A 24,602-nucleotide genomic window follows, 5' to 3' on the forward strand; every position below is an offset into this window, starting at 1 on the left:
CAAAAAAGCAGTAAATACATTCAAATTGTTGTTTAAAACATTGAGTTAATAATTGATATTAAAGGAGTATTACATTTAGTGCGTATTTAATTCAAATTACTTCAATTATGAGTTTTTTTTTAAGAACAGCTATATTGTTTTTGATAGCAACTTTAATAGGAGCATCTTCATGTACCAAAGACGAAGTTGATTCAATTGATGAAGTTCAATTCACTCATTTACCAAAAGATGTTTTAGTAAAACTAAAAGAACTGAAATTAGATCCCTCAGATTTTAATATGATAGAAATTGTTGAGATAGATGGGTCTAAAAACGAGATGATTGTAATGGGTGATATGATGATAAGTAAAGAAAGACTTATAAAAACCAATGCAAACGAGTCTGTTTATATATCAAATCGAACGAAGTTTATTGTAGATACAAAGATTCATGATGTGATTAATCTGTATGTTAATACAGAAAACACTGCATATGGCCTGTCAAAAAAAACTCAGGAAGCATTGAGAGATGCTATAAAAGAGTATAATGAAATACCAGGAACTACCATTAGATTTAACGCAATTTTTAGTAGTGATAATTCCAGGTATAACGAAAAAAATTATGATGTTTTGGTCAATGTTCAACCTGATTTATTTAGTGAAACTGATATTACAGGAGCCTCAGAATTTCCAACAAAAGAAGGGCACCCAGGTGAGCATTTTGTTCTTTCTGTAGGAGCTAATAAAGCTAGTGCTAAAAATTATAATTCTCTAAAACACTTAATAATGCATGGATTAGGTCATGTTATTGGGTTTAGGCATGTAGATTGGGCCACCAGATCTTCTTGTGTGAGGCATGAATTTCAAAAAGAAGAATCAAAGGAAGATGTTGTTATTTATATTTCAAGAATGTTTTCTAGTATGTCACCACAATTTGATTCTGTTATGAATGCTTGCTGGAGAGAAACGGAAGGAAAATTTTCTACCTCTGATAAAAAAGCTATAAAAAGCCGTTATCCTCTTCGTAGTCCACTGTTAAATTGATTATTGTCGGGGTTAAGAAAGTGAAAAATATGATTATCCGCTAGTAATATGGATAATTTGATAAGATATCTCATCATTAGAGTTTATGTTAGTCAGTGATAAAGAGTACCTTGAAAACAGGTGCTCTTTTCTTTCTCTTAGATCATACTTTTATGAGGAATAAAGTTTTTAATAGTTCTCATGTTTTTAAACCTGAGTTCGATGTAATATTTTAGTTTAAAAAAGATGTCAAATTGAGTGATTTTTCATAATGACCTCTCGACTTTAGCCTGTTCTGAGCTAAGCCGAAGGACTCGAGATGACGTGGAGAAAAATTGTATCGACCCTTCGACGAAGCTCAGGATGAGAAGGATTTTTATGAAAATTTTCTTGTCTTCGATACAATTTTCTATCGAAAATCACTCTGACTGACGTGAATTTGGTATATCGAATTCAGGTTCTAACAGTGATGATTCTATTTATGAATTGGATAATAGATGATCTTGGTTATATTAATTAACCCCTATACTTTCTAATGCAATTTCTAATTTTTCAATTTTTTCGGATAATTTTTCAACTTTAGAAAGTGTTTCTTTCATTTTTAAGATTTCTGTCTCTTGTTTTTTCAAGATAGTAATCCATTCATTTGTTTTAAGGCCTACAGATACATTAATACGATTAACTAATGAGTTATTGGAAGCAGACCAAGCACGACCAATAATATTTTTAAGGTCCTTAACCTCTATATCTTTTTCAGCAATAGCAATAGAATATCCATCGTTATTACCACTGGCAACAATAAAATCCCCAATAGCAACTTTACCAGCTACCAATGCTGGTACTTGCCCCATGAAACCTACCTTTTCATAATTTTTTTGTTCGTTTTTGTCGGGCATATTACCCAAAACAATAGGATTTGCAGAAATAGTTAATACATGATCAGCATCCTTAGTGTTTTTAGAAATCTTACCTCCTTTAATGCCAACCACTTCACCAAAAACAAATGTATCTGTAGGATTTTGTTTTTCTAACCATTCTGCATAATCTGCTCCTTTAGATCCATATATAATACCTTGATTGCTAGCGACTTGTTTTAGAGGGATTACTATAGAAGCCATAGCTATTGACCATGGTGACAATGGAAGAAACCCCAAATTATGTTCAGCACCCCAACCGATCATTGCTCCTATTTGATCTGATGCTTCAAGTCCTATCTCAGGATCAAAAAAACCATCAAAATTAAGAGAAGGAAACTCCCCTATGTCAAAATCGGAAGTAGGTAGTGATCCTGGATTAAAAGAAAGAGAAGGGAGAGAACCTCTACCAAAATCAAAGTCAAATTTTGCAAAATTGATATCTAAACTTGGTAACGAACCTCTTCTGAAATTTGCATTAGGTAATGAACCGTTATTAAAAGCTAGTGAAGGGAGTCTTCCTCCTGTTAATACGCTATCAAAATCAAATACATTGAATAAAGTATTGAAATCAGGAACAGGAAAAGATTCCCATAAATCTCCCCCCAATAAGTCATAACTTTCTATTCTTCCGGCTACATAATCGTCTTTTCCATAAAATGTTATAAATCGATTTCTAAAACTTAATGTTTCGTTATTAATTCGAATAGCAATACCATCTGCATTACCTCCAGCATTACTTTCAAAAAGAGCAATATGCTCTGCGTTAGAATCACCATCTGTTACTTCTTTATCAGAACGAACAATTAAAGTAGACAAAGTGGTATTTCCTTCTACATCCAAACTATCCTTTAATGTTGTATTCTTATCCACATGTAATGTTCCTGATAAGTTGGTAGAATTTTCATTATTTACATTCAGGTCATTATTTAGATTTGTGATGCCGTCTACCATAAGTTCTCCAGATAGATGAGATAGGTTTCCATCGATAACATACAAACCTTTTTTTAAGATAATATCTCCATCGATCTCTGTATTTCCTGAAAAGATAGATTTTCCACTCACTTTCATATCACCTGTTGCTATAATATCCCTGTGAAACGCATAGGGAGTAAATAAAAGTTGTTGATTGCTTAAGGTTTCAAAATCTCCATTTTGATTAATTTCTACGAGTAAGTCTTTTCTTTTTCCATCCCAAACAATAGCATTAAAACTTTTTTCAGAAGTAGGTTGTCCTTGCCCAATGACCAGATTTATCATTCCGAATGCATCAGTTTTTACCTGATGTGTTTCTTGAAATTCAGTCTCACTCGAGGCTGTGCGCATTATTGTAAATCGTAGAAGTATGTCTGCATGAACTAATACGTTTCCATTAACATCCTGTCCAGGTAATTGTTGAGTGTTTTTATCTAAAATGACTGCTTGATATGTTAATCCATCAGTTTGAGCTAATAGACTGTTAAAAGTTATAAGTAGAAGTAATTGTAGTATTTTTTTCATAACCTAAGATTTTATACTATTTACCCGATGAACTTCTTTTGTTATAAATTCGCAGGATATATAGAGGTGTTGTTTATTGTTTTTCGAGATTTATAGCCAAACCAATGCCGATCATATTTGCATAAATGTATAATTTGGAATCGCCGCCTTGGGATACTTGAGACAATGCAAAACTGTTTATATATTGATAGGCTAGACTAATGGTAGTATTTTTAGAAATTGGGTGTTTAATTCCGATACTTCCACGGTAAAAGAAGGTAGCGTCACCAAATTCTCCTAGATGTCTAAGATTGAGGACTTGATTATTAATTACTTGATTACCGTGTATTAAAAAATCGGTAGATAAAGCAGCTTTAAGATAAGGCTCAAAATTACCTACACTAAATGGAGTGTATTCTACCCCCAAAGCAATACCCAAATAATCAGCCTCCCATTCAAAATAATTATTTTGAGTGGGTTGACTTCCTTTAGAACCAAGACTGTTATAGATAACATCCAGTGTTAAATCGAGTTTGCTTTCAAATATTTCAAAATTTATACCTGTTGCAATGAAACTTTTAGAAATAGGTTGAAAATTTTCGAAGTTCTGACCTTGAGAATCTTCAAATCTAAATGAAGAAATGGATTTTCCGGTTTCTATACGCAATGTCTGTGCAGAAGTTGATATACTAATAATTAAAAAAAGTAAGTAGAGTTGTTTCATGAAATTAATTTTTGATGATTTGTGATCTTAAAAAAGTTCCAGCAGTAGAGATTCTAATTAAATAAGTTCCCGATGAAAAAAGAGAAACATCTATATCGATACTATTAGTAGCATCATAGGTCTTAGAGAATATGGTTTTTCCGTTTAGATCTATAATATCAATATCAATTGTTGACTTAACTGTTTTTTCAAAATCAACATGTAATACAGATGCTGTTGGGTTAGGATATAGAATAGGTTTTAGAGATTGAGAATCTTGCAACACGTTGCCTTTGACTACTAAGGGGTTTTGATACCCCTGAAGCACGACATAATTAGTGCCTATAAAGGTGCCGATAACACTTTTTTGCGCAATACTCTGGCTTATCGTATATACGTTGTCTTGTAGTTTTATAACCGTACTCCCTCCACTATGGCCAATGGTAAATTTCTGGATGTGCTGTGCTTTTGCAGATAAAGCAAGTGCAAACAATAAAATTTGGCTAAGTTCTAAAAAGCATATTATTTACTACTATGTTTTTAAATTCCATCCAGGCAGTATTGGAAGCAAAGGCTATAGCTGCTACGGTTGCCATTTTACTGGTTGAATTTTTTATTTTTTCTAAGACTAAAAACCAATTCAGATAATTCTGAAGGTATTTTGTTGCCACTCCATTGAAGGGCTCCATAAATTTCCTTAGACGCATATCCATATTATTCACATTTTGTACGTGATATATTTTGTCAACAGCTCTTTGACCCTTCGAAGCATTAAATTTTTTGTGTGCTACCTTCTTGTCTTTTGCAAATGCAGTATAGCTTCTGTGACTGTCGCTACAAAGGGTTTCTACTTTAGCCAACTTCCCTTGTAATATAGTCTCCAAGTCACTTTTACTAATGCGACCTCTGGTAGCTACTTTGAAATCTTTGTTCCCTGATCGGTCACAACTGGCTATCACAGCTACTTTTTCATTACTGAGACCAGCTTTACTTGCCTTTGCGCCACGTTTTCTAGCAGGACGATCCAAATTTCGATTCCCTTTTTCAGAGTAAGCAAAGAAAAGATCATCACTCTCTAGGATTCCTTGGAATTCATCCACACTTACGCTCCCAAAGGAGACAAGTAATTTGTGCCTCCAATCAAAAGAAGTCTGAATAGAAATCCCTGTTTCTTTGGCACTCTTGCGAATACTATATCCAGAGAGTAAACAGAATAAATAACGATTAACTTTGTCTTTCTTCTTGAGGTTGTACCAGAACTTACCGGTAGTTTCACTAAAGTTTTTATGACAAGTATTACAAACATAGCGCTGTACTCCTTTGAGCTTACCATTAGCCTTAATTTTATTGCACTTACAATGAGGACAGCTTATGGCTTTACTCTGATTGCTATCAATCAGGGCTGAACCCTCAGTAGAGATCTCCAATAATGTGGAAACAATTTCTGATTGAACCAAAGCCGATGAACTAATGAAAAAATCTCTAAAATCTTCTGGTATCATTTCTCCGTTTTTATAAAGTAAAGATAAAACATATTCTAATTAGAACTTAGCCTAAAATTTTTATTAATAATTTCATGAATATCTGATTTACAATAAAGTAGTTGCTTTACTATTTTTATAGCAACATTAATAGTAGAATAAGAAGTAGTGTGTTTTTAATAAATTTTTCCCACATCAAAACTACTAACTTTAAAAACCTTAAAAAATAGGGCATAAGCCTCATTTTTTGGCTCCACATTGTAATTTTCAAGAACAAGGTATATCTTTGAGAGATGCTGAAAAAAGTTGTTTTTTGTTGTTTAATATTACTTTGTATAGGTTGTTCTGTTAAAAAAAAAGAAAAAGAGAATTCTTTAAATATAGCTACATATATAGACCAAGAAGATAAGGTTGAGATAAACAAAATTGATAATGTCCCTTTTAAAACAGGTGATAAGCAAATTATTAATTACAAATTAGGAATTCCTGCATTATGGTTAAGAATTAATATCTCAAAGCTTAAAAAAGAACAAGATCATGTATTACTTATCGGAAATGCATTAACCGATAGTATCATTGTGTATAGTAAAAAAGATTGGGAACTGAAAACTACTCATCTAGGAGTAATGATACCCAAAAGTAAGCTCGATTATAAGCATTATAAGAATGTTTTTATATTGAATGAAAAACATAGTGATACTCTTTATGTAAAAATAAAAAGCAGGACTGCACTCGAAATTCCGGTAGCATTAATTTCAAAAGAACAACTTTATCGTAAAACCAACAAAGCATTGTTTTTTTCGGGCTTTTTATATGGGATAGTATGTATTCTCATTTTTTACAATATATACCTGTTTATTCATCAAAGAAATTTTGCATACGTTCTCTATTCTTTCAGTGCATTTTTTAATCTATGTATACAAGCATTATTATTAGGGCATTTTCAGTATTATATTCTACCAGAAAGCCCCAATAGTATACACTATGTATTTTATGTATGTATTTCTCTAAGTACTTTCTTTATTACTCTTTTATGTGCTGCCGTTTTGGAATTAAAGAAAAAGAATAAGCTTTTGTTAAAATTTACCAATTTTATAGCATTTTTATCTCTTAGTTGTATCCCATTATTATTCTTTCTAGATTTTTCTATAGTAGCTATTTTTATCATGATAGTTATCACATTTTTTAATTTTGGGATTTTATTTATTTGTATTCATCAGTTTTTAAAAAAGAATAAGATTGCTGGTATGTTAGGTGTTTCTTGGGTTGTTTACCTTACAGGGACTGCTATTAATTTTTTGAGAACTTTTGATATTGTTTCTTCTAATTGGTTTACTGTAAATATTACGTTTACTACATTTTTTGCAGAATTTTTAATGATGGCAGTTATTATGCATTATCTACATTTTTTTAGAGCAAAAGAAAAAGAACAAAAGCAATTAGAGTATACTGAAAAATTAGATCTGGAAGTACAACAAAAAACAAAAGAGCTTTCTCTGGCTTTACACCAGAAAAACGATTTACTTTCTGAGATCCATCATAGAGTAAAAAATAATTTACAAATAGTATATAGTTTGCTCAATTTACAAGAAAGACGTACAAAAAGCAATGCATTAAAGGATGTGTTTGAAGCAGGAAAAAATAGAATTATGGCAATGTCATTGGTACATGAACATTTGTATAAGAACAATTCTTTTAAAAAAATAGATAGTAAAAATTATATAACAGAACTTATTAGCTATCTTTCTAATTTGTATGGAGAAAAAATAGATATTCAAAAAAAGATTACATCAGTTTCAATTCCAAATGATGTGGCCATCCCGCTAGGACTAATTATCACCGAAATAGTATCAAATTCTTTTAAGCATGCGTTTTTTTATTCTGAAGAAGGTAATCATATAGTTGTTGTTTTTTATAAAAAGAATAATGATCTTCATTTAGAAATCTCAGATAATGGTAAAGGGTATGATCTAGAGGGTCAAAAACCGGAAAGCAAACAAACATTAGGCATACAGATTATTAAAGGAATGTCTCAGCAATTGTTAGGAAAACTATTTATAAATACCGTAAACGGAACCTCTTACCATTTGATTTTCCCCCATAAAAAGTAAAAACTGTATCTTTATTTTAAAACAAACACCATCTTATAGTGTATGATGGTAAAAAAAGTAGTTAAGCTTGTTGTCAAAAAAGGAAATAAAAATATTAATATTAGAAGATGAATTTTTAATAGCACAAGATATTTTTGAGACTGTAACCAATAATGGGTATATAAATACAAAAATTGCCAATTCATATAGCGAAGCAAAACAAGTAACACAGTACTGGTTTCCAAACATAGTGTTATCTGATATTAATCTAGAGACGTGTAAAACAGGAATAGATTTTGTTACTAATATGAAAAACACACATCAAAACTTTGAAGTTATTTTTATTTCGGCAATTAATGACAAAAACAGGATTAAAGAAGCAATATCTTTTATACCTCTAGGGTATCTAACAAAACCTTTTGATGAAAAGCAATTAAATATTAGTATAGAATTAGCAATAAATACTATTAATGCTAAAATAAATACAATATCTCCAGAATTAAAGCATTTAAGTCGTACTGAATTAAAAATAATACAACTTATTTCTAAAGGATATCAAAGTATAGAAATATCCCAAAAATTATCGGTTAGTGAGAAGACTATCAGAAACCACCGGTATAATATTATAAAAAAACTAAAGCTTCCTGCAGAAAAAAATAATTTGTTAAAATGGGCTATGATTCATATACGCTAATAATTATTTGGCCTATTCAAACCTTTTTCATTTCATAATGAGCGAACTTTTAAATGTAATTAATTTTCATACATTAGCTACACCGGTATTTTGTTCTATAGGTACTGTAATATCAACAATAATTTTATTGAAATGATAAAACGGATTCTCAAATTTTTCTTAAAAAGTTTACTTATTGTTATAGTACTCTGTGTAGCACTGTTGTATATTTTTGATTATGATTATATACTTAAAGGAGTAAGAGTGGTTTATATGACGGGACATACCACGGCATACATTGATGATTATTCTTATTTTGATAATCGTACTATAGAAAAAGGGAATGGTACCATTGCTTGGGCTACGCATCCAGAATATAACAAAATGCAAAGTACAGAGAAACTTAATGCGATTAATAAAGAACTAGGTACTGTCGCTTTTATGATCATAAAAAATGATAGTATTTGGTACGAAAACTATGCCGAAGGATTTGGAGTAGATTCTAAAACCAATTCTTTTTCTATGGCAAAAAGTGTGGTAACGGCCTTGTTAGGCAAAGCCATTATGGATGGTCATATTAAAAGTTTGGATCAACCTGTTGGAGATTTTTTTCCTGAGTTCTCTCAAGGTCTTGCAGCAAAAACCACAGTAGGGGACCTTTCTTCTATGTCTTCTGGCTTAAACTGGACGGAGCATTATACTAGTCCGTTTTCGATTACAGCCAGAGCGTACTATGATCCAAATATCAGAGATATAATGCTGGGCTTGGATGTTATTGAAGAACCAGGACAAAGATTCGAATACTTAAGTGGGAATACGCAATTATTGGGTATGGTTATTGAAAAAGCTACAGGTAAAAAGCTCGCAACATATTTAAGTGAAAGTTTTTGGAAACCTTTGGGGATGGAACATGAAGCCATATGGCAATTAGATGGTGAGGAGAGTGGTATGGAAAAAGCATATTGCTGTATAGCAAGTAATGCTAGAGATTTCGCTCGTTTTGGAATGCTCTTTAAAAACAAAGGGATGTTTGCGGGGGAACAAATATTGCCAGCAGAGTTTACAGAATTGGCAACAAAACCAAGATTTGAAGATGGGCAAATGTATGGATATGGTTTTTGGCTATCAGATCATTTAGATAAGAAAATTTTTGCCATGCGTGGTATTTTGGGACAGTATGTAATTTGTATCCCAGAGGATAATATTATGATTGTTCGATTAGGGCATAATCGTGGTCAGTTTGTTCCGGGAGAATCATTTACCGAAGATTTTTTCGTTTTTATTGAAGAAACTTATAAAATGCTAAAGAATGCTTCATAAACTTAACCTAGAACACATCCTATTTCTAGATATAGAAACGGTTCCCGAATATGAAAGTTTCGAAAACCTGAGTGAGGAAACAAAATATCTATGGGCAGATAAAACCAAGTATCAACGTAAAGATGAGTTTACTCCCGAGGAGTTCTACGAACGTGCAGGAATATGGGCAGAGTTTGGTAAAATTGTATGCATATCTGTTGGATATTTTACTTTTAAAGGAGAAACAAGGTCTTTTAGAACAACTTCATTTCATGGAGATGAAAAGCAACTATTGATTGAGTTTAAAAATCTATTAGAAACCCATTTTGCAAGACCACATCATTTACTTTGTGCGCATAACGGAAAAGAGTTTGATTTCCCATATATCGCCCGCAGAATGATTATTCATAACATTACATTGCCAAATAAGTTAAATCTCTTTGGTAAAAAACCCTGGGAAGTAGCACATTTAGATACTTTGGATTTATGGAAATTTGGAGACTATAAGCACTATACTTCTTTAAAACTACTTACAAATATTCTAGGTATTCCATCACCAAAAGATGACATTGATGGGAGCGAGGTACGGCAAGTTTTTTATGAAGAACAGGATATTGACCGTATCATTATTTATTGTGAAAAGGATACAGTTGCTGTTGCACAAATCTTACTTAGACTGCGGCAAGAAGAATTATTAGAAGACGATGAGATAATATCTGTATGATTTCAACAAAAATTTAGTCTTTTATTTCAATTTATTTTTTTATATGGAAAAGAAAGGAAACGAGTCCTTTCTTATTCCATAATACTACTAATTTTGACGAAATATTTACAAAGTCGAGTCGAAACAGGGGTAACAACTCATTATTTTAATCTGAATCTTTTTTCTTTCTGTAGTGTACAGAATTAATTGCTCTTACACTATAAAAAAACAACATATACTTTATGCTATTGTTTTCTTTTAATTATGACGTTGTGAAAAAGAGTGTTTACGAAGTGAATATCTAAGATACAGATTCTATTGATATGTACAAATCTTTTTTCAAAATAATTTTTTTCTTATGATATTTTCTGGCTAAGAGGTGATTCTAAATAATAAACAAAAAAACCACCTTATATAATAAGGTGGTTTTTAAAACATATTTGATTTTACTTATTTTAAAATAAGCTTTTTAGTTATAGTTTTAGTTTCTGATTTAACCGAAACAAAATACATTCCTGATGGTAAGTTGTTTAGCTCTATTCTATTTGCAGACATATTACCATGTCTTACTATTTCACCTGCTTCATTAACGATTTTGTACGTAGAACCATTAAAATTATTCATTCTGATTATAATAAAATCTTTTGCAGGGTTTGGATATGCTTTTAATTGCTCATTAAAAGGTGGAGCAGTAGCAGTTACAGAGAATGCTGTTGTAGCAAAAAATGCACCACATGCCCCAAGGTTATTCCATCCAGTGCTAGTAAGTTCATAAAGAGATCCTTGAAAAGTGACACGATCACCAACTTGATAATTTACTGAGCTATTATATGGATCTACTCCTGCACAAGGATCAGAACTTCCTCCTGTGGTAGTTACATCTAGAGTGTTACTAGCTGCAGAAACATTTCCTGCTGCATCTTTAGCTTTTACAGTAAACTGGTATGCTGTGTTAGCAGTTAATCCAGTGATGTTTCTTGTAGTTGCTGTTACCGATCCCAGATTAGTAGTTCCTTGATATACATCATATCCTGTAACTCCTACATTATCAGTAGCGGCATTCCAAGATAGTGTAAGTGTTGTTTGAGCAACATTAGAAGCTGTTAATCCAGCAGGAGCAGAAGGAGCTTGAGTATCTGTACCACCAGATCCACCGATCACTACAGTATAATCTTCTACCTCACCATAATCAAATGATTCACAAGGATTTGGTGTTCCATTATATTTCATAGATACCCTCATTCTTGTGTTTCCATCTTTTGCAGTTGCAGGTACAGTAAAGCTTCCACTTACTGGAGTAGTTTTAGAAGCTGCTTTAGTCCATACTTGTTCTCCTGTATCAGCAAAATCACCATCTTGATTATAATCAATCCATACAGAGTATCCTTCATCATATGTAGTTCCAGGCCATGTAGGAGTAATCGTAATAGTGTTAGCCCCTCCTTTAGAAAGATTAGTAGATTCAGCAGTAAAATCGCTATACCCACCACTTCCTGCGGTAGAGGTTTTATTGATAGTTCCTACTTGAACCTTACCAATATATTCATCATTAGTCTTTTTACCATTAGAAGCACAGTAGTTTAGTTGTACATCGGTGGTTGTAAAGTTTACAGAAGTGCTGTAATCTGAAGTAGTACCATCGGCACACTTACTTCTTACCTGAGCTTCATACGCTGTTGTCGCAGATAATCCCGTAATAGCGTTAGAAGTTCCGCTTGCAGCAACTGTAGTCCATGAAGAAGCTCCAGTTTGACGATATCTTACATCATAAGTTGCACCAGCTACTGCAGTCCAGTTAATAGTCGCTGTATCAGATCCTATTGCAGAAGAAGATACTCCTGTAGGTACTGTTGCAGTACAAGTTGTAGAACCACCATTATATGTTATGGTAACATTTGTAGTGTACTCCCAGGTGCCATTATTTATAGTAACTGTGATAGGAATCTGAGTTCCTTTGGGTGTAGTTGATTTTAACTGAAAATCAATAGCTCCAGTATCAGTTCCTAAAATTGCAATACTATTATATTGTTTAGGTTGCCCTAAAGTGCTTATATGCGAAGAATTCGATGATAAACTTACCTTCCAGGTGGCTTGATTAAGACTAAAACGTTTGATAGAATACGCTACTGTTCCTGATGTACTTGTAATTGTTTGATTTACATTATCAGGCGTTACTTTTGCATATTTGGTTGCCATTCTTAATATCTTGATATTAAATGGATAAACCTCATTACATAAAGGAATAATTCTACTGGAAGCTGGCCAGAATCCATCGTTTGAAGCCCCTACTTCTGGAGTCATGGCAAACACCTTGGGTTTAGAACTTTGTTCTCCATACATCCAATCATCAGAACTTCCTCCTGCATTATATGATACTGTTTGATTTGCAGTACCATAGGTGTAGGAATTTTCTGCAGTCATATATGTGCAGATTTTTACAAATGTACTTTGGTCAGGAGTAAAAGTATTTGCTTTATATCCCCAAGGGTGAATCAAAAGGTTACCATAAGAGTGATAATTAAGTGCAGCTACAAAATTATGTTTATTTGTAAAATCTCTCATTGCCTGAGTTTCAGGCTCCGAAAATTTTGAAGGTCCATGATACTGATCACTATTTGGGTTTGAAGAAGATCCTCCTGGTGCAGCCCATTGATAACCGTAGTTACGATTTAAATCCACACCATACGACCCTCCGTTGTTGCGTCTGTTTTTCCTCCATAAACCTCCTCCATTAGGGTTGGTTTGTTGATTATGGATATATCCATCTGGATTAACAACCGGGATAAAATACAACTCTGTATTGTCTACCAGTGTTTTAATTTCTGAATCAGAATTGTAATTTTCTAACAAATACCACATAAAAAAAAGATTTTGAGAAAGCCCTATAGGTTCTCTGGCATGATGTATAGAAGTGTATAGCATTTCATCTTCGTTTTCATCAGTATCTGCATTGTCACTTATTTTTACCATATAAATCGGTCTACCCTGAGTCGTGGTACCGATAGATGATTTAGCAGTGATCAATTGAGGATACAGTTGCCTCATTTTATCTAATGCAGCTATCGCTTCATCATTGGTATGAAAACCTCTTATACTTCCTAAAGTAAAATTGCTAGGAGAGGGTACTTGCTGAATATTATTTTTACGGGCCTTACGAGCATTTCTTCTATCGATTCTCTTATTTATTCTAGGAATTCTTTTGGAGAGGTTACGAATTTTGATTTTATATTTAACGTTGTTTTTTCTTAATAGATTAAGATCTCTTTGAGAAATTTCGGCAGTAACTTTTCCATTTTCATAGTGAAAGTGATCGACCTCTAATCCCTTTACTTGTAGAGATTTTAATTGTTCTTTATCTGTATCAAAAACGACACGATAATATTTTTCTTGTGCTTGTAATATAAGCATGTTGCATAGAAAAAAAATAGTACATATCCATGGGATATACGATTTTAAAGAATTAGTGTTTGTTTTCATTGTTTGCGTGTTTAAGAGTTAGTTTTTGTTATTTTCTATATGGTATATATGAAGAACATAGAATGATTGATGAAACATTCTTCATATTTGTTTGTTAGAAGTGTAGAAAAAAATAAAGTTAATTCTTAGGAGGATGTAGAAAAATTTCTGATCCCCGAATACATATTACCAGCATGTATAGTAAGATAGCCTTGAGAAATATTCTGATAATTTTTAGGGGCTATAGGAATGTTAGAGCTAAGAATTATTTGTTTTTTTGATAGTTTACTCTTTTTCTTTTTTTCTTGTATTGTTAGGAGAGAAAAAGTTAAACCAAATGCCAATTGTGGAAAGGCATTTTTGTTAAAATCTTTCATTATGACGAAGTTTGAGTTTTGTGCATGGTTAATAGACCATAAATATAATTTTAATAAATCATATATCTTTAATAATTATCACATATTTTTTGATATAAGTGCTTGTTTTTGAGGTGATAAGTGTGGTAAAAATGTAATTCTTTTACTGTTTCTTTTTTGTAGGTTTTGAAAAAAGAGATGAATTGTTATAATAAAGCAGACCGCTGAATTGATTATAACAGAATAGATGAAGTAGTAAATTATTTTATTCTGTTATTTCCCTAAGTAATCAGGGATATGATTAGTAGCAAGAAATATCATGTTTTTTTATGAAATTATAAAACTCTCCTCAAAACATTTTGTTTTGAGGAGAGTTTTTAAAATCCTATTGCTTGAAAAATTGTATGGTTTTGTTACCAATTTTTACAATATAAGGTCCGGTTTGTAATTCCTGAACGTTAATTGTATTTATAAAGGTTCCCTGATCAATAGGTTCCCCTAGCATATTAAATATTGCATATTTTTTACTTTCAGAATCTTGAGTAACTATATTGAGAATAGATCCACTCACAGGGTTTGGGTATACTTTTAGTTGCCCATTAAGTTGAGTAGAGGAGATAGAAGCTGCTCTGGCAAAAACTCCACATGCTCCAAGGTTTTTCCATGAAGAAGCAGTACGTTCATAAAGGTACCCTCTATACGTTACACGATCACCAACTTGATAATTTACTGAACTACTATATGCAGGCACTCCAGCACAAGGGTCAGAACTTCCTCCTGTAGTAGTCACATCAACCGTATTACTAGCACCAGAAACATTTCCTGCTTCATCTTTGGCTTTTACACTAAATTGATATGCAGTGTTTGCTGTTAACCCAGTAATACTGGCAGAAGTCGAATTGGCACTTCCTAGTAGGGTAGTTCCCTGATATATATCATATCCTGTTACTCCTACATTATCTGTAGCGGCATTCCATGATAATGTAAGTGTAGTTTCTGTAACATCAGAAGCTGTTAAACCTTCAGGAATGCTAGGTGCTTGGGTGTCACCGGTAGATGATCCCGAAACAAGAGGTACTTTCCATACACCTCTTCCATAAGTACCAGCTAATAACACTTTATCTGTATAATTAACTTCTAAGTCTCGTACAGAAACATTAGGTAAATTTTTAGAATAATTTTCCCAATTGTTATTACCTTGTTTATAATAAACCCCTAGATAAGTACCTACATAAATAGTTTCTGTACCTTTTTGGTGGCGTACCACATTTTTAGCTTCACTAGGCAGATTACCAGCAATATTAGAAAAATTTGATCCCTGATCAGTAGATTTAAAAACTCCGGTAGAAGTATTAGATGAAGAAACACCACTAGTAGAGATATAAATGATATTGCTATTATCATTGTGTACTTCTATAGAAGTAATATCTGTAGCAGAAGTATGAACTTTTGTCCAGTTCACTCCTTTATTAGTACTTTTATATAAATTATTTTTACGAGAAACATAGATATTGTTTGTATTAGATGGGTCTATTTCTATATGATCCAACTTACCACCAAAATTGTAGTTAGTGAGTTTTTGAAAAGTAGTATTGTTAAGCTTATAAAAACTTGAATACCCTGCATATATGTTTCCATTTTTATCAGAAACCAGAGGTGTAACCCAATTTCCTGATTCAGGCCCTCTAGCTACTTGAGTTTGTGTTGTTCCTCTATTGGTCGTTTTATACAGAGAGGATCCAGTTTGTATAAACCCATAATAGGTATTGGGGTTAGCACCACTCACTGCACAATCCATCCCATCAGCACCAAAATAATTTTTCCATTTGTTACCATCTCTAGCGTATCCTCCATTATCTTGAAGTCCACCTACAACATTGTTAGAACTACTATTTGCTGCTACTGATATTCTGTAAAACTGACCTATCTGTAATCCTTTGGTTAAATCTGTAAAACTTCCACCATTATTTTCTGATAGATAGATTCCTCCGTCACTACCACACATTAATTTTCCGTTATAATAGCGTAAAAAGTGAATATCTGCATGGGTGTATGTGGCTTGTTGAGGTTTTGCCCAATCATTGATTACTGAGAAATTATTTCCTCCGTCTGTAGATTTCCATATATTAAAACATCCTACAAAAATAGTATTTTCATTAGTGTCTGAAACTGCTAGTGCTAAATCATACCAAGCCTGACCTGATTCTAAGATATCAGTGGTTTCTCTAGTTTTTGTAAAGCTACTTCCACTATTAGTTGAACGGTATAAGCCTTGAAAAGCATATCCTGCATTTCTGGTTTTGGCACTTAAAACATACACATAGTTAGGATTAGCAGGAGTAACATCAATAACAAGTCTTCCAGAACTTGATGGTAATCCACTTTGGATTTTTGTAAAACTAGTTCCTCCATTTGTAGATTTGTAAAAAGAATCTTTTGTAGCGGCATAAATTACATTAGAATTACCTGGTTTGAGTTTGATATCTTTTACATCTGCATTCAATGTTTTAGTCCATGAGGCTCCTGCATCAGTGGTTTTATAAACTCCTTGAGTAGTTGCTACCCATAATGTATTAGAGTTCTTGGGGTCAATATAAATATCGTTGCTCGTTGTCTGTGAATTTGAAAATTCTAAACCTGTTTTTGCCCACGTGTTTCCTCCGTCTGTAGATTTAAGAACTCCAACACTATATGAGTCATTGGCATCATCATCTCCGGTAGAAATATAAATAATATTCGAATTATTAGGGTCAATAGCTATACCAGAAACTCCGATTTGAGGAAGATCATCTGATAAAGCAGTCCAATTTGCACCTTTATCTGTAGATTTCCATATTCCTCCTGCGGGAGCTCCAATATAGAATGTATTCGGATTATTAGGATCTACAATAGCAACATTTACTCGTCCTTGTCCTGGAGACCAAGAACCTGTTACTTCATGATTAAATGGCCCCATAGGAATCCAGCTTGCAGCTGCACTTTTAGAAGAAGAGGTCATATTATTCTTTTCTTCCCAAGCTTTCCATAGGTGCTGAGGGGTTGGCATGGTGCCATCTGGTAATAAAGAATTTTTCCAATATTCTTGCCACCTCATAAAGGGTTTGTATCCACTACCTTTTTTCTTGTAGTTTTTGTTTGCCCAATAGGAATTAAAAGCATTAGTTATTTTTTGAAATTTTATAGGAGTGTCGATTCTCGAAGAACTCCTGCTTTGGTTTAGCTCCTGCATCCAGGGAGCACTCGAATTATATTGAGAATGCCCAATATAACAAATAAGCGTGATTAAAATGATAAGTGATTTTTTCATTTTTTAGGTTTTAATGTGTAATTGATAAAAATTGATTTTTGATGGCTAATAAGCCATAAGTTTGCTTGTAGTATAGAAAAGTGTAATTAATTCTTAAGACTAGTAGGGTTGAATATTTTGATACTTTTATAAGAGTTAACACTATCACTAATACTAATGCATTTAAGGTTTTTTCATGAGTTGATTTACTTGTTAAGTTTATAGTTTTGAAAACTACTTAAAAAGGCTTCGCTAATCAATCTGTATACGTCCATAAACATGTTTTGAGCTGTCTTAAAACATGTTTACGGATTTTATATTATTGATAATCAGTGTATTATTTGTTTTGTTAAAAAGGAAGCGAGAATGCTTGACATTAATATAAAATCCGTAAACAAGTCTTGAGAAACAATTTTATTACGGTAAAACTGCAGAAAAAAAGCTTCAAATTAATATAGAAATATCATGAAAAGCGATTTTCGTAAAAGAGAAGTGAAAATTAGCACAAAAATACTCGTTTGTAAATGATTAGAATTTATGTGGTATAAAAAAACCCTCTCCATAAAAGGAGAGGGAGTTCAGTAATTATACTTCTGTTGTGTCCCCCAACACATTCGAATTATATCAGTACAAGACAGATTAATTCATTGAATTTCCCTTGATATAATTACTAATGAACAGATAAAAAATCTCTGCTAAATTATGCTTTAGAATACCTCCTAAATATTAAAAAATGTTGTGTGAAAATGAGTGTGAAGTTATTTTTGAAGGGCGAATATATAGATTAATCTTAATATAATATGTTTTATTATAGTAAATTACTATGTATGCATAATATATAGCTCTTTTCTTCTATTAAAATTTAGGAGGTATTAGAAACATATTTAATAGATATAAAGACTCAAGTCTTGTTAATCTTCAACAAACATTTTGAACAATGGTTATCTGATCCTTCTCGTATCGAGAATGGATATCAATACGAATCTACGCAGGCTGCAATGATGTCAAATGTTGAGCAAGAAGTTTTACAATTATCTGTGGTTGTGTTTCTAAGAGCAAGAACTTAAAAAAAATTCAAACTCGATTTGGAAAGATAGAGTCCTGTAAGTCTCATGTCATTGCTCAATCTCCAGGTTTATGGGTATAAGTATTTTGGTTCAAGGAACCATGTGCTATATGGGTCAGTATTTGGCATTTAGTGAAGCAGAAGATGTGATCAATAATTTGACAGGTGGCCAAGGGTCAATGCCAAGTAAATAGAGCGTGTTTACCACAAATATGGATAATGGATTGAAGATGCTGATAATGTGTTTATCATAAATATATTGAAAAAGGACTGCTAATAGGATCGAGAGCCATAGAATCTGCTTATAAAGATGCGCTGCAACAGCGATGAACTATGGAAAGTTTTCAACAAATGGCGCAACTAAGAGTAGTATATAAAAGCAAACAAGAATACAGGATCAAACAATTATGCCGAAATGCAGCGTAATGGGAAATTTGTCGTACACTCCAATTGAGGAAAAGCATTTTTGTTAAAACCTTTCATTATGACGAAGTTTGAGTTTTGTATATGGTTAATAGACCCTATATATAATTTTAATAAATCATATATATCCAACAATTACTATATGTTTTGTGTTGTAAATGTTTGTATTTGAGAACTTAAATGTGATAAAGATGTAATTTTTCCCATCATTCTTTCCAAGTAATCATTGATATCATCACTTGTAATTTAATATTTCAGGCAAAAAAAAATTCCCTTAAAACTCTAGTTTTAAGGGAATTTAGATAAGGTTTTATTGTTTAACGAATTGTGCAGTTTTGTCACCAACCTTTACAAAATAGGATCCTGATTTTAATTCCTGAACATTAATTTTGTTTATAAATGTCCCTTGATCAACAGTTTGCCCTAGTATATTAAATATCACATACTCTTTACTGCTAAGGTTGTGAGTATCGATATTGATAATAGTACCGCTTACGGGGTTTGGATATGCTTTTAATTGCTCATTAAAAGGTGGAGCAGTAGCAGTTACAGAGAATGCTGTTGTAGCAAAAAATGCACCACATGCCCCAAGGTTATTCCATCCAGTGCTAGTAAGTTCATAAAGAGATCCTTGAAAAGTGACACGATCACCAACTTGATAATTTACTGAGCTATTATATGGATCTACTCCTGCACAAGGATCAGAACTTCCTCCTGTGGTAGTTACATCTAGAGTGTTACTAGCTGCAGAAACATTTCCTGCTGCATCTTTAGCTTTTACAGTAAACTGGTATGCTGTGTTAGCAGTTAATCCAGTGATGTTTCTTGTAGTTGCTGTTACCGATCCCAGATTAGTAGTTCCTTGATATACATCATATCCTGTAACTCCTACATTGTCAGTAGCGGCATTCCAAGATAGTGTAAGTGTTGTTTGAGCAACATTAGAAGCTGTTAATCCAGCAGGAGCAGAAGGAGCTTGAGTATCTGTACCACCAGATCCACCGATCACTACAGTATAATCTTCTACCTCACCATAATCAAATGATTCACAAGGATTTGGTGTTCCATTATATTTCATAGATACCCTCATTCTTGTGTTTCCATCTTTTGCAGTTGCAGGTACAGTAAAGCTTCCACTTACTGGAGTAGTTTTAGAAGCTGCTTTAGTCCATACTTGTTCTCCTGTATCAGCAAAATCACCATCTTGATTATAATCAATCCATACAGAGTATCCTTCATCATATGTAGTTCCAGGCCATGTAGGAGTAATCGTAATAGTGTTAGCCCCTCCTTTAGAAAGATTAGTAGATTCAGCAGTAAAATCGCTATACCCACCACTTCCTGCGGTAGAAGTTTTATTGATAGTTCCTACTTGAACCTTACCAATATATTCATCATTAGTCTTTTTACCATTAGAAGCACAGTAGTTTAGTTGTACATCGGTGGTTGTAAAGTTTACAGAAGTGCTGTAATCTGAAGTAGTACCATCGGCACACTTACTTCTTACCTGAGCTTCATACGCTGTTGTCGCAGATAATCCCGTAATAGCGTTAGAAGTTCCGCTTGCAGCGACTGTAGTCCATGAAGAAGCTCCAGTTTGACGATATCTTACATCATAAGTTGCACCAGCTACTGCTGTCCAACCAATAGTAGCTGTATCAGATCCTACCGCAGAAGAAGATACTCCTGTAGGTACTGTTGCAGTACATACTGTAGCTGTTCCTGTTAATCCAGTAACAATAAGAGAGAAATTTTGACTTCCTCCTGTTAATGTTCCTTTATGAGTAACTGTAATAGTATATGTTCCTGAAGCATTCGCTACATCAACTCTTTCATATGGATCTACAGTATTGTCTCCCGTTGCATTAGTAGTGATACTTGTTAATTTGTAAGGGTTAGATGTAGTAGAACCTTTTGTAACTCTAATATCTAAGTCATTTACTAATACAGCCGTGCTAGAATTTGTCGCAGTTACAGCAGTTCCTGCTCTATCTGTCCAAGAAATAGAAGCCAATAAAGGGCTACTACCATCAGAGTCAACAGTTACAGTATACGTTTGACCACTTGTAAGTGTTAGTTCTTCTATTTTTGAAACAGTTCCTTTATTAGTGATTGCTTCTGCAGCAACTTTAGCGTTTAATAATCCCCATCCATGTACTGCATCAGGACCAGAAGGACCAATATCATCTGCAGTATGAAGAGCTAACCCTTTTAAGGTAGCAGCTTTCATGTAGTTTGAGTTAATATTGTTATAATGTTGTTGTAATAATAGAAGTGTACCTGTCACATTCGGAGATGCCATAGAGGTTCCTGTATAGCTGCTATATGAACTATCACTATCAGTTGTACTAGAGTATACCCCTGTCCCATTACCTGTAATATCTGGTTTGATTCTTAAATCATCAGTAGGTCCTTCACTACTTCCACTATTTATAGTAACACTGTTTAAGGTACCATCGTTATTTACATTAGCATCTCGTGCATTAGCTACAACTAGATTGTTTTTAGAAGTACTATGGCCAGATAATTTATCATAAGAAGAATTTCCGTCCAATGGTTGAGCATTAGAGCTATTGTCATCTCCATCATTACCTGCAGCTGCTACCATAAGATAGAAAGGTGCATTATACATAATCTGATCCCAATCTCTTGATTCATCAATATAAGCCCCAAAATATTGATCCGGTATTTGAGGGGCACCATAACCATAGGAATGATTAGATAATAACATTCCATTTGAAGCAGCATTAGTTGCTTCTGTTTTGTCATTATTCCATTCGTATGTTTTAGCTTTTGCCTGTGATGCCATACCTTTTGCATTAGCATTTGCTCCAGAGGCCATTATAGTACCTGTAACGTGTTGCGCATGATTACTATTCCTTACAATAGTAGTAACACCATCACCAATAGTAACCCTGTTGTTTCCACCAGCTCCATCAAATTCTTGATGAGTAGGTTTTGTAGGTCCTCCATCCCATACATGTGCAGTCATGTTTTGACCGTCTAGATTTAAACCTAAAGAACCACCAGAATTAATATGATTAGCTCTAGTTGACTTGGCAGCACTTACATTATAAGGAACATAGTAGATAGGCTCCCCGTTTGGTCCCAATTTTTGAAGTTCTCCAAAACCTCCATTTGCTGCTTCAATTCTAACTTTCCATCCATTTTTTTTAGCAGCTTGAATTGCTTCTTGTTTTTGTGTAACAGTTGTATTAGCATATGAAGTTTGTAATAGATTCAGTTTTGCTAAGTTACTCTGTTGTACAATCTGTTGTTTTTGCTGCTTACTCTGAGCAAAAAGTCCTGTTGATAACAGGATCATAGAGACAAATGCAAAGGTGCTCGATACAGGAGCCACTTTGCTGGTAAAACCCAATATGGATATTGGGTTTTTGTAGCTTTTTTTCATTTTTGTTGAGTTTAAGTTGATTTTATTTCGTTTTTTTGAATTATTCCAAGAAAACGCTCGAATTTCTTAAATTATTCGTAATAAAAAAAAGTTTTTCGATGAAGAGAAAGAGAATTACTGTATAAAACATTAAAGCAATAATAATGCAACTATGTTGCAAGAAAAATCTTTCTTTATATTTAATATTAATTTGGTTGCTCAAAAAAATTCAATGTTCGCAACTCATTATAATATGCTTTATTAGGAAGGTAAAAACCTACATGACCGCCATATTCAGGAGTTTCAAGAAATAGATTAGGGTTTTTCTTGGCTTCATCAAAAGGGTAACATAGATCTCCTAGGAAAGAATCATTTTTAGCATTTAGGATAAGGGAGGGAACTTCGATATGTTTCAGAAATTGCCTGGAGCTACATTTAGAATAATAATCCATCGCATTTTCATACCCATGGGCTTTACTTGTATACAAATTATCGATATCCATAAGAGATTTGCAGGCTTTAATATCTGATGTGCTTAAAGTGTCAGAAAATTGAACTTGTCGATCATACAATTTGGCTTTTAAGTGATTGATAAACCGTTGTTGATAGATGTAATTTTTTGGTTTGTTTATTTCTGATAGTGAATCATAAAGATCACAAGGAACCGAAATAGCCGCTGCAGTTTTTATCTCTGGCGCCAAAGAGCGACCTTCTCCAAGATATTTTAACATGATATTACCTCCTAAACTAAATCCACATATTGATATATTAGTATAGGTATATGTTGCGAGAATATGTTTGATAATACGATCTAAATCATCACTGGCTCCAGCATTATAGGATTTATAAAGACGATTTACTTCTCCACTACAATTTCTAAGGTTTATTGCTGCAGAATCCCAGCCGTTATGATTTAAAAGTCTTGCCAGTCCAAGCATGTATTGGCGTTGCCCATTACCTTCTAAACCGTGGATAATCACAGTTAGTTTTTTTGAGTTTGGTGCTGTGCTGTAACTCCAATCAAGATCTATAAAATCTCCATCATCAAGTTCTACACGTTCTCTTTTTTGTGATACTCCTTTTACTTTACGCCATAGATTAGGGTATATGGTAGACATATGACCATTTCTGAATAAAAAGGGAGGAGTATACTGGGATTCAATTAAAGGCATTAGTACAAAATATTATCTTTTGGTTGTTCTTTTTCTGGTAAATCTTTTTCATTTAACATATCACGTAGGTCAATTTCAATAGTTTTGCATAATGCAGTAATAGGTACATCATTAGCTCTGCCTTCAAAAGGATCTTCACTATTGCTTCCAATTTTTTCCATAGTAAAAAAGATCCAACTGATTAATACAGATAGTGGTACCATTAAAAATATGAATCCTTGTTTTATGTCATGATTCATTTCGTTTAGTTCATTTTCAAAGACATTAAGCAGACCAAAAGGGAGCAAAAGAATGAATATCCAAGTAAAAAGAGTACTGAAATATGCATATTGCCTTGGGAAAGGCGTGTTTTTGATACGTTCGCACTTCCCTTGAAGATTGTAAAATTCTTCTAGTGTGTTATGAAATAACTGTTTGTCAAATTCTGTAATTTTGCCTTCTTCCAAAAGTTGTTTAAGATGTAACCCTTGATTTTTAATTATATGAGTTGCAGCATTCTTCCTTTTAACAAGATCTAAATACTCTTTTTCAGAAATAAAATGCTTTGCCTCATCGCATGCAGGCTTTTGTTCGCCATGTTTTTTGAACAGTTTTTCTAGTGCAGCATTTTCTTTTAGACTAAAGGAATTTGGTTGTCTGAGTTGTATTCTTAAGGCGTTAATCCAAGCGATATGCCTATATATAAGAATTTGCTTGGTTTCTTTGTTATCTTCGACTAAGCATATTACTTGATTTGCCCACGTACGCGAATAATTAACAATACCACCCCAGATCTTACGAGCCTCCCAAAATCGATCATAACTTTGACTATTTTTAAAGCCAATATAAAATGCAACAGCAATACCTATTACAGAAAGTGGTTGAAAAGGGATGTCTATAAATTTCCAATCTAAAAAATGATATATTGAAAAAACACTGGTAGTATACAATGTGAAGAAAATAGCGTTTTTCCAGATATATCTTAGAATAAGTCCCCAACCAATATTTCGTTTTATATACATTATGAGTTTTTTTTAAAAATAGGAAGACTATGCAGGTTTTCAAAACCTGTATCACTAAAATCTTAAAAATAGTATATGGCTCTGGATATTTTTTTGTTTTATATGCAA

The 24,602-nt window shown here is 33.1% G+C and carries 17 protein-coding genes; 7 read left to right on the forward strand and 10 right to left on the reverse strand.

Features of this window, described 5'->3' with window-relative positions:
• The first annotated feature begins 107 nt into the window (after nt 1-107).
• Entirely contained in the window at nt 108-1,022 is a 915-nt protein-coding gene (locus tag ATE84_RS05075; RefSeq protein WP_101446379.1) for a M57 family metalloprotease, read from the forward strand.
• Nucleotides 1,023-1,513: 491 nt separating this feature from the next.
• Here the strand turns inward: ATE84_RS05075 and ATE84_RS05080 are convergent, their stop codons facing one another.
• The 4 genes from ATE84_RS05080 to ATE84_RS05095 all read right to left on the reverse strand — a co-directional run bounded on the left by ATE84_RS05080 (nt 1,514) and on the right by ATE84_RS05095 (nt 5,599).
• Nucleotides 1,514-3,415, reverse strand: coding sequence for a hypothetical protein (locus ATE84_RS05080; RefSeq protein ID WP_101446381.1), 1,902 nt, complete (start codon nt 3,413-3,415; stop codon nt 1,514-1,516).
• 73 nt (nt 3,416-3,488) lie between these two features.
• Nucleotides 3,489-4,118, reverse strand: coding sequence for an outer membrane beta-barrel protein (locus tag ATE84_RS05085; RefSeq protein ID WP_101446383.1), 630 nt, complete (start codon nt 4,116-4,118; stop codon nt 3,489-3,491).
• A 4-nt stretch (nt 4,119-4,122) separates the two neighbouring features.
• Nucleotides 4,123-4,590, reverse strand: a complete 468-nt coding sequence (locus tag ATE84_RS05090; protein WP_158237178.1) for a T9SS type A sorting domain-containing protein — start codon at nt 4,588-4,590, stop codon at nt 4,123-4,125.
• Nucleotides 4,591-4,600: 10 nt separating this feature from the next.
• Complete coding sequence (locus tag ATE84_RS05095; RefSeq protein WP_101444842.1) at nt 4,601-5,599, reverse strand: IS1595 family transposase; 999 nt, start codon at nt 5,597-5,599, stop codon at nt 4,601-4,603.
• 272 nt (nt 5,600-5,871) lie between these two features.
• Here ATE84_RS05095 and ATE84_RS05100 point away from each other — a divergent pair, with 272 nt between their 5' ends.
• From ATE84_RS05100 to ATE84_RS05115, 4 genes are all read left to right on the forward strand, one after another.
• The gene (locus ATE84_RS05100; RefSeq protein ID WP_101446386.1) at nt 5,872-7,689 is read left to right on the forward strand and encodes a histidine kinase dimerization/phosphoacceptor domain -containing protein; all 1,818 of its coding nucleotides are present in this window, start codon (nt 5,872-5,874) and stop codon (nt 7,687-7,689) included.
• A gap of 70 nt (nt 7,690-7,759) precedes the next feature.
• The gene (locus ATE84_RS05105; protein ID WP_158237179.1) at nt 7,760-8,362 is read left to right on the forward strand and encodes a DNA-binding response regulator; all 603 of its coding nucleotides are present in this window, start codon (nt 7,760-7,762) and stop codon (nt 8,360-8,362) included.
• A 132-nt stretch (nt 8,363-8,494) separates the two neighbouring features.
• On the forward strand, nt 8,495-9,661 hold the full coding sequence (locus ATE84_RS05110; RefSeq protein ID WP_101446390.1) for a serine hydrolase: 1,167 nt from the start codon (nt 8,495-8,497) through the stop codon (nt 9,659-9,661).
• The gene (locus ATE84_RS05115; RefSeq protein WP_101446392.1) at nt 9,651-10,364 is read left to right on the forward strand and encodes a 3'-5' exonuclease; all 714 of its coding nucleotides are present in this window, start codon (nt 9,651-9,653) and stop codon (nt 10,362-10,364) included. The genes ATE84_RS05110 and ATE84_RS05115 overlap by 11 nt, the downstream gene beginning before the upstream one ends.
• Before the next feature lie 429 nt (nt 10,365-10,793).
• On the opposite strand, the gene ATE84_RS05120 is transcribed toward ATE84_RS05115, so the two are convergent.
• The 3 genes from ATE84_RS05120 to ATE84_RS05130 all read right to left on the reverse strand — a co-directional run bounded on the left by ATE84_RS05120 (nt 10,794) and on the right by ATE84_RS05130 (nt 17,462).
• Nucleotides 10,794-13,820: a M14 family zinc carboxypeptidase gene (locus tag ATE84_RS05120; protein WP_101446394.1), complete on the reverse strand. Its 3,027-nt coding sequence runs from the start codon at nt 13,818-13,820 to the stop codon at nt 10,794-10,796.
• Between the two features lie 125 nt (nt 13,821-13,945).
• Complete coding sequence (locus ATE84_RS05125; RefSeq protein WP_101446396.1) at nt 13,946-14,176, reverse strand: hypothetical protein; 231 nt, start codon at nt 14,174-14,176, stop codon at nt 13,946-13,948.
• A 364-nt stretch (nt 14,177-14,540) separates the two neighbouring features.
• Nucleotides 14,541-17,462, reverse strand: a complete 2,922-nt coding sequence (locus ATE84_RS05130; protein ID WP_101446398.1) for a fibronectin type III domain-containing protein — start codon at nt 17,460-17,462, stop codon at nt 14,541-14,543.
• Nucleotides 17,463-18,349: 887 nt separating this feature from the next.
• Here ATE84_RS05130 and ATE84_RS26055 point away from each other — a divergent pair.
• Together ATE84_RS26055 and ATE84_RS26715 are read left to right on the forward strand one after the other, a co-directional pair.
• Nucleotides 18,350-18,508 carry a hypothetical protein gene (locus ATE84_RS26055; RefSeq protein WP_158237180.1) on the forward strand — a complete coding sequence of 53 codons (159 nt, stop codon included), beginning with the start codon at nt 18,350-18,352 and terminating at the stop codon, nt 18,506-18,508.
• A gap of 70 nt (nt 18,509-18,578) precedes the next feature.
• The gene (locus ATE84_RS26715) at nt 18,579-18,701 is read left to right on the forward strand and encodes a hypothetical protein (RefSeq protein ID WP_255411983.1); all 123 of its coding nucleotides are present in this window, start codon (nt 18,579-18,581) and stop codon (nt 18,699-18,701) included.
• A gap of 539 nt (nt 18,702-19,240) precedes the next feature.
• Here ATE84_RS26715 and ATE84_RS05135 read toward each other — a convergent pair.
• The 3 genes from ATE84_RS05135 to ATE84_RS05145 form a co-directional block, all read right to left on the reverse strand.
• Nucleotides 19,241-22,342 (reverse strand): GEVED domain-containing protein, encoded by a 3,102-nt coding sequence (locus tag ATE84_RS05135; RefSeq protein WP_101446400.1) that lies wholly within the window; start codon nt 22,340-22,342, stop codon nt 19,241-19,243.
• 185 nt (nt 22,343-22,527) lie between these two features.
• The gene (locus ATE84_RS05140) at nt 22,528-23,493 is read right to left on the reverse strand and encodes a YheT family hydrolase (RefSeq protein WP_101446402.1); all 966 of its coding nucleotides are present in this window, start codon (nt 23,491-23,493) and stop codon (nt 22,528-22,530) included.
• Nucleotides 23,493-24,494: a bestrophin family protein gene (locus ATE84_RS05145; protein ID WP_101446404.1), complete on the reverse strand. Its 1,002-nt coding sequence runs from the start codon at nt 24,492-24,494 to the stop codon at nt 23,493-23,495. Before ATE84_RS05145 ends, ATE84_RS05140 begins: the two co-directional genes overlap by 1 nt.
• Nucleotides 24,495-24,602 lie beyond the last annotated feature (108 nt).

The sequence above is a fragment of the Aquimarina sp. MAR_2010_214 genome (genome assembly GCF_002846555.1).
In the GTDB taxonomy this organism is placed as follows: Bacteria; Bacteroidota; Bacteroidia; order Flavobacteriales; family Flavobacteriaceae; genus Aquimarina.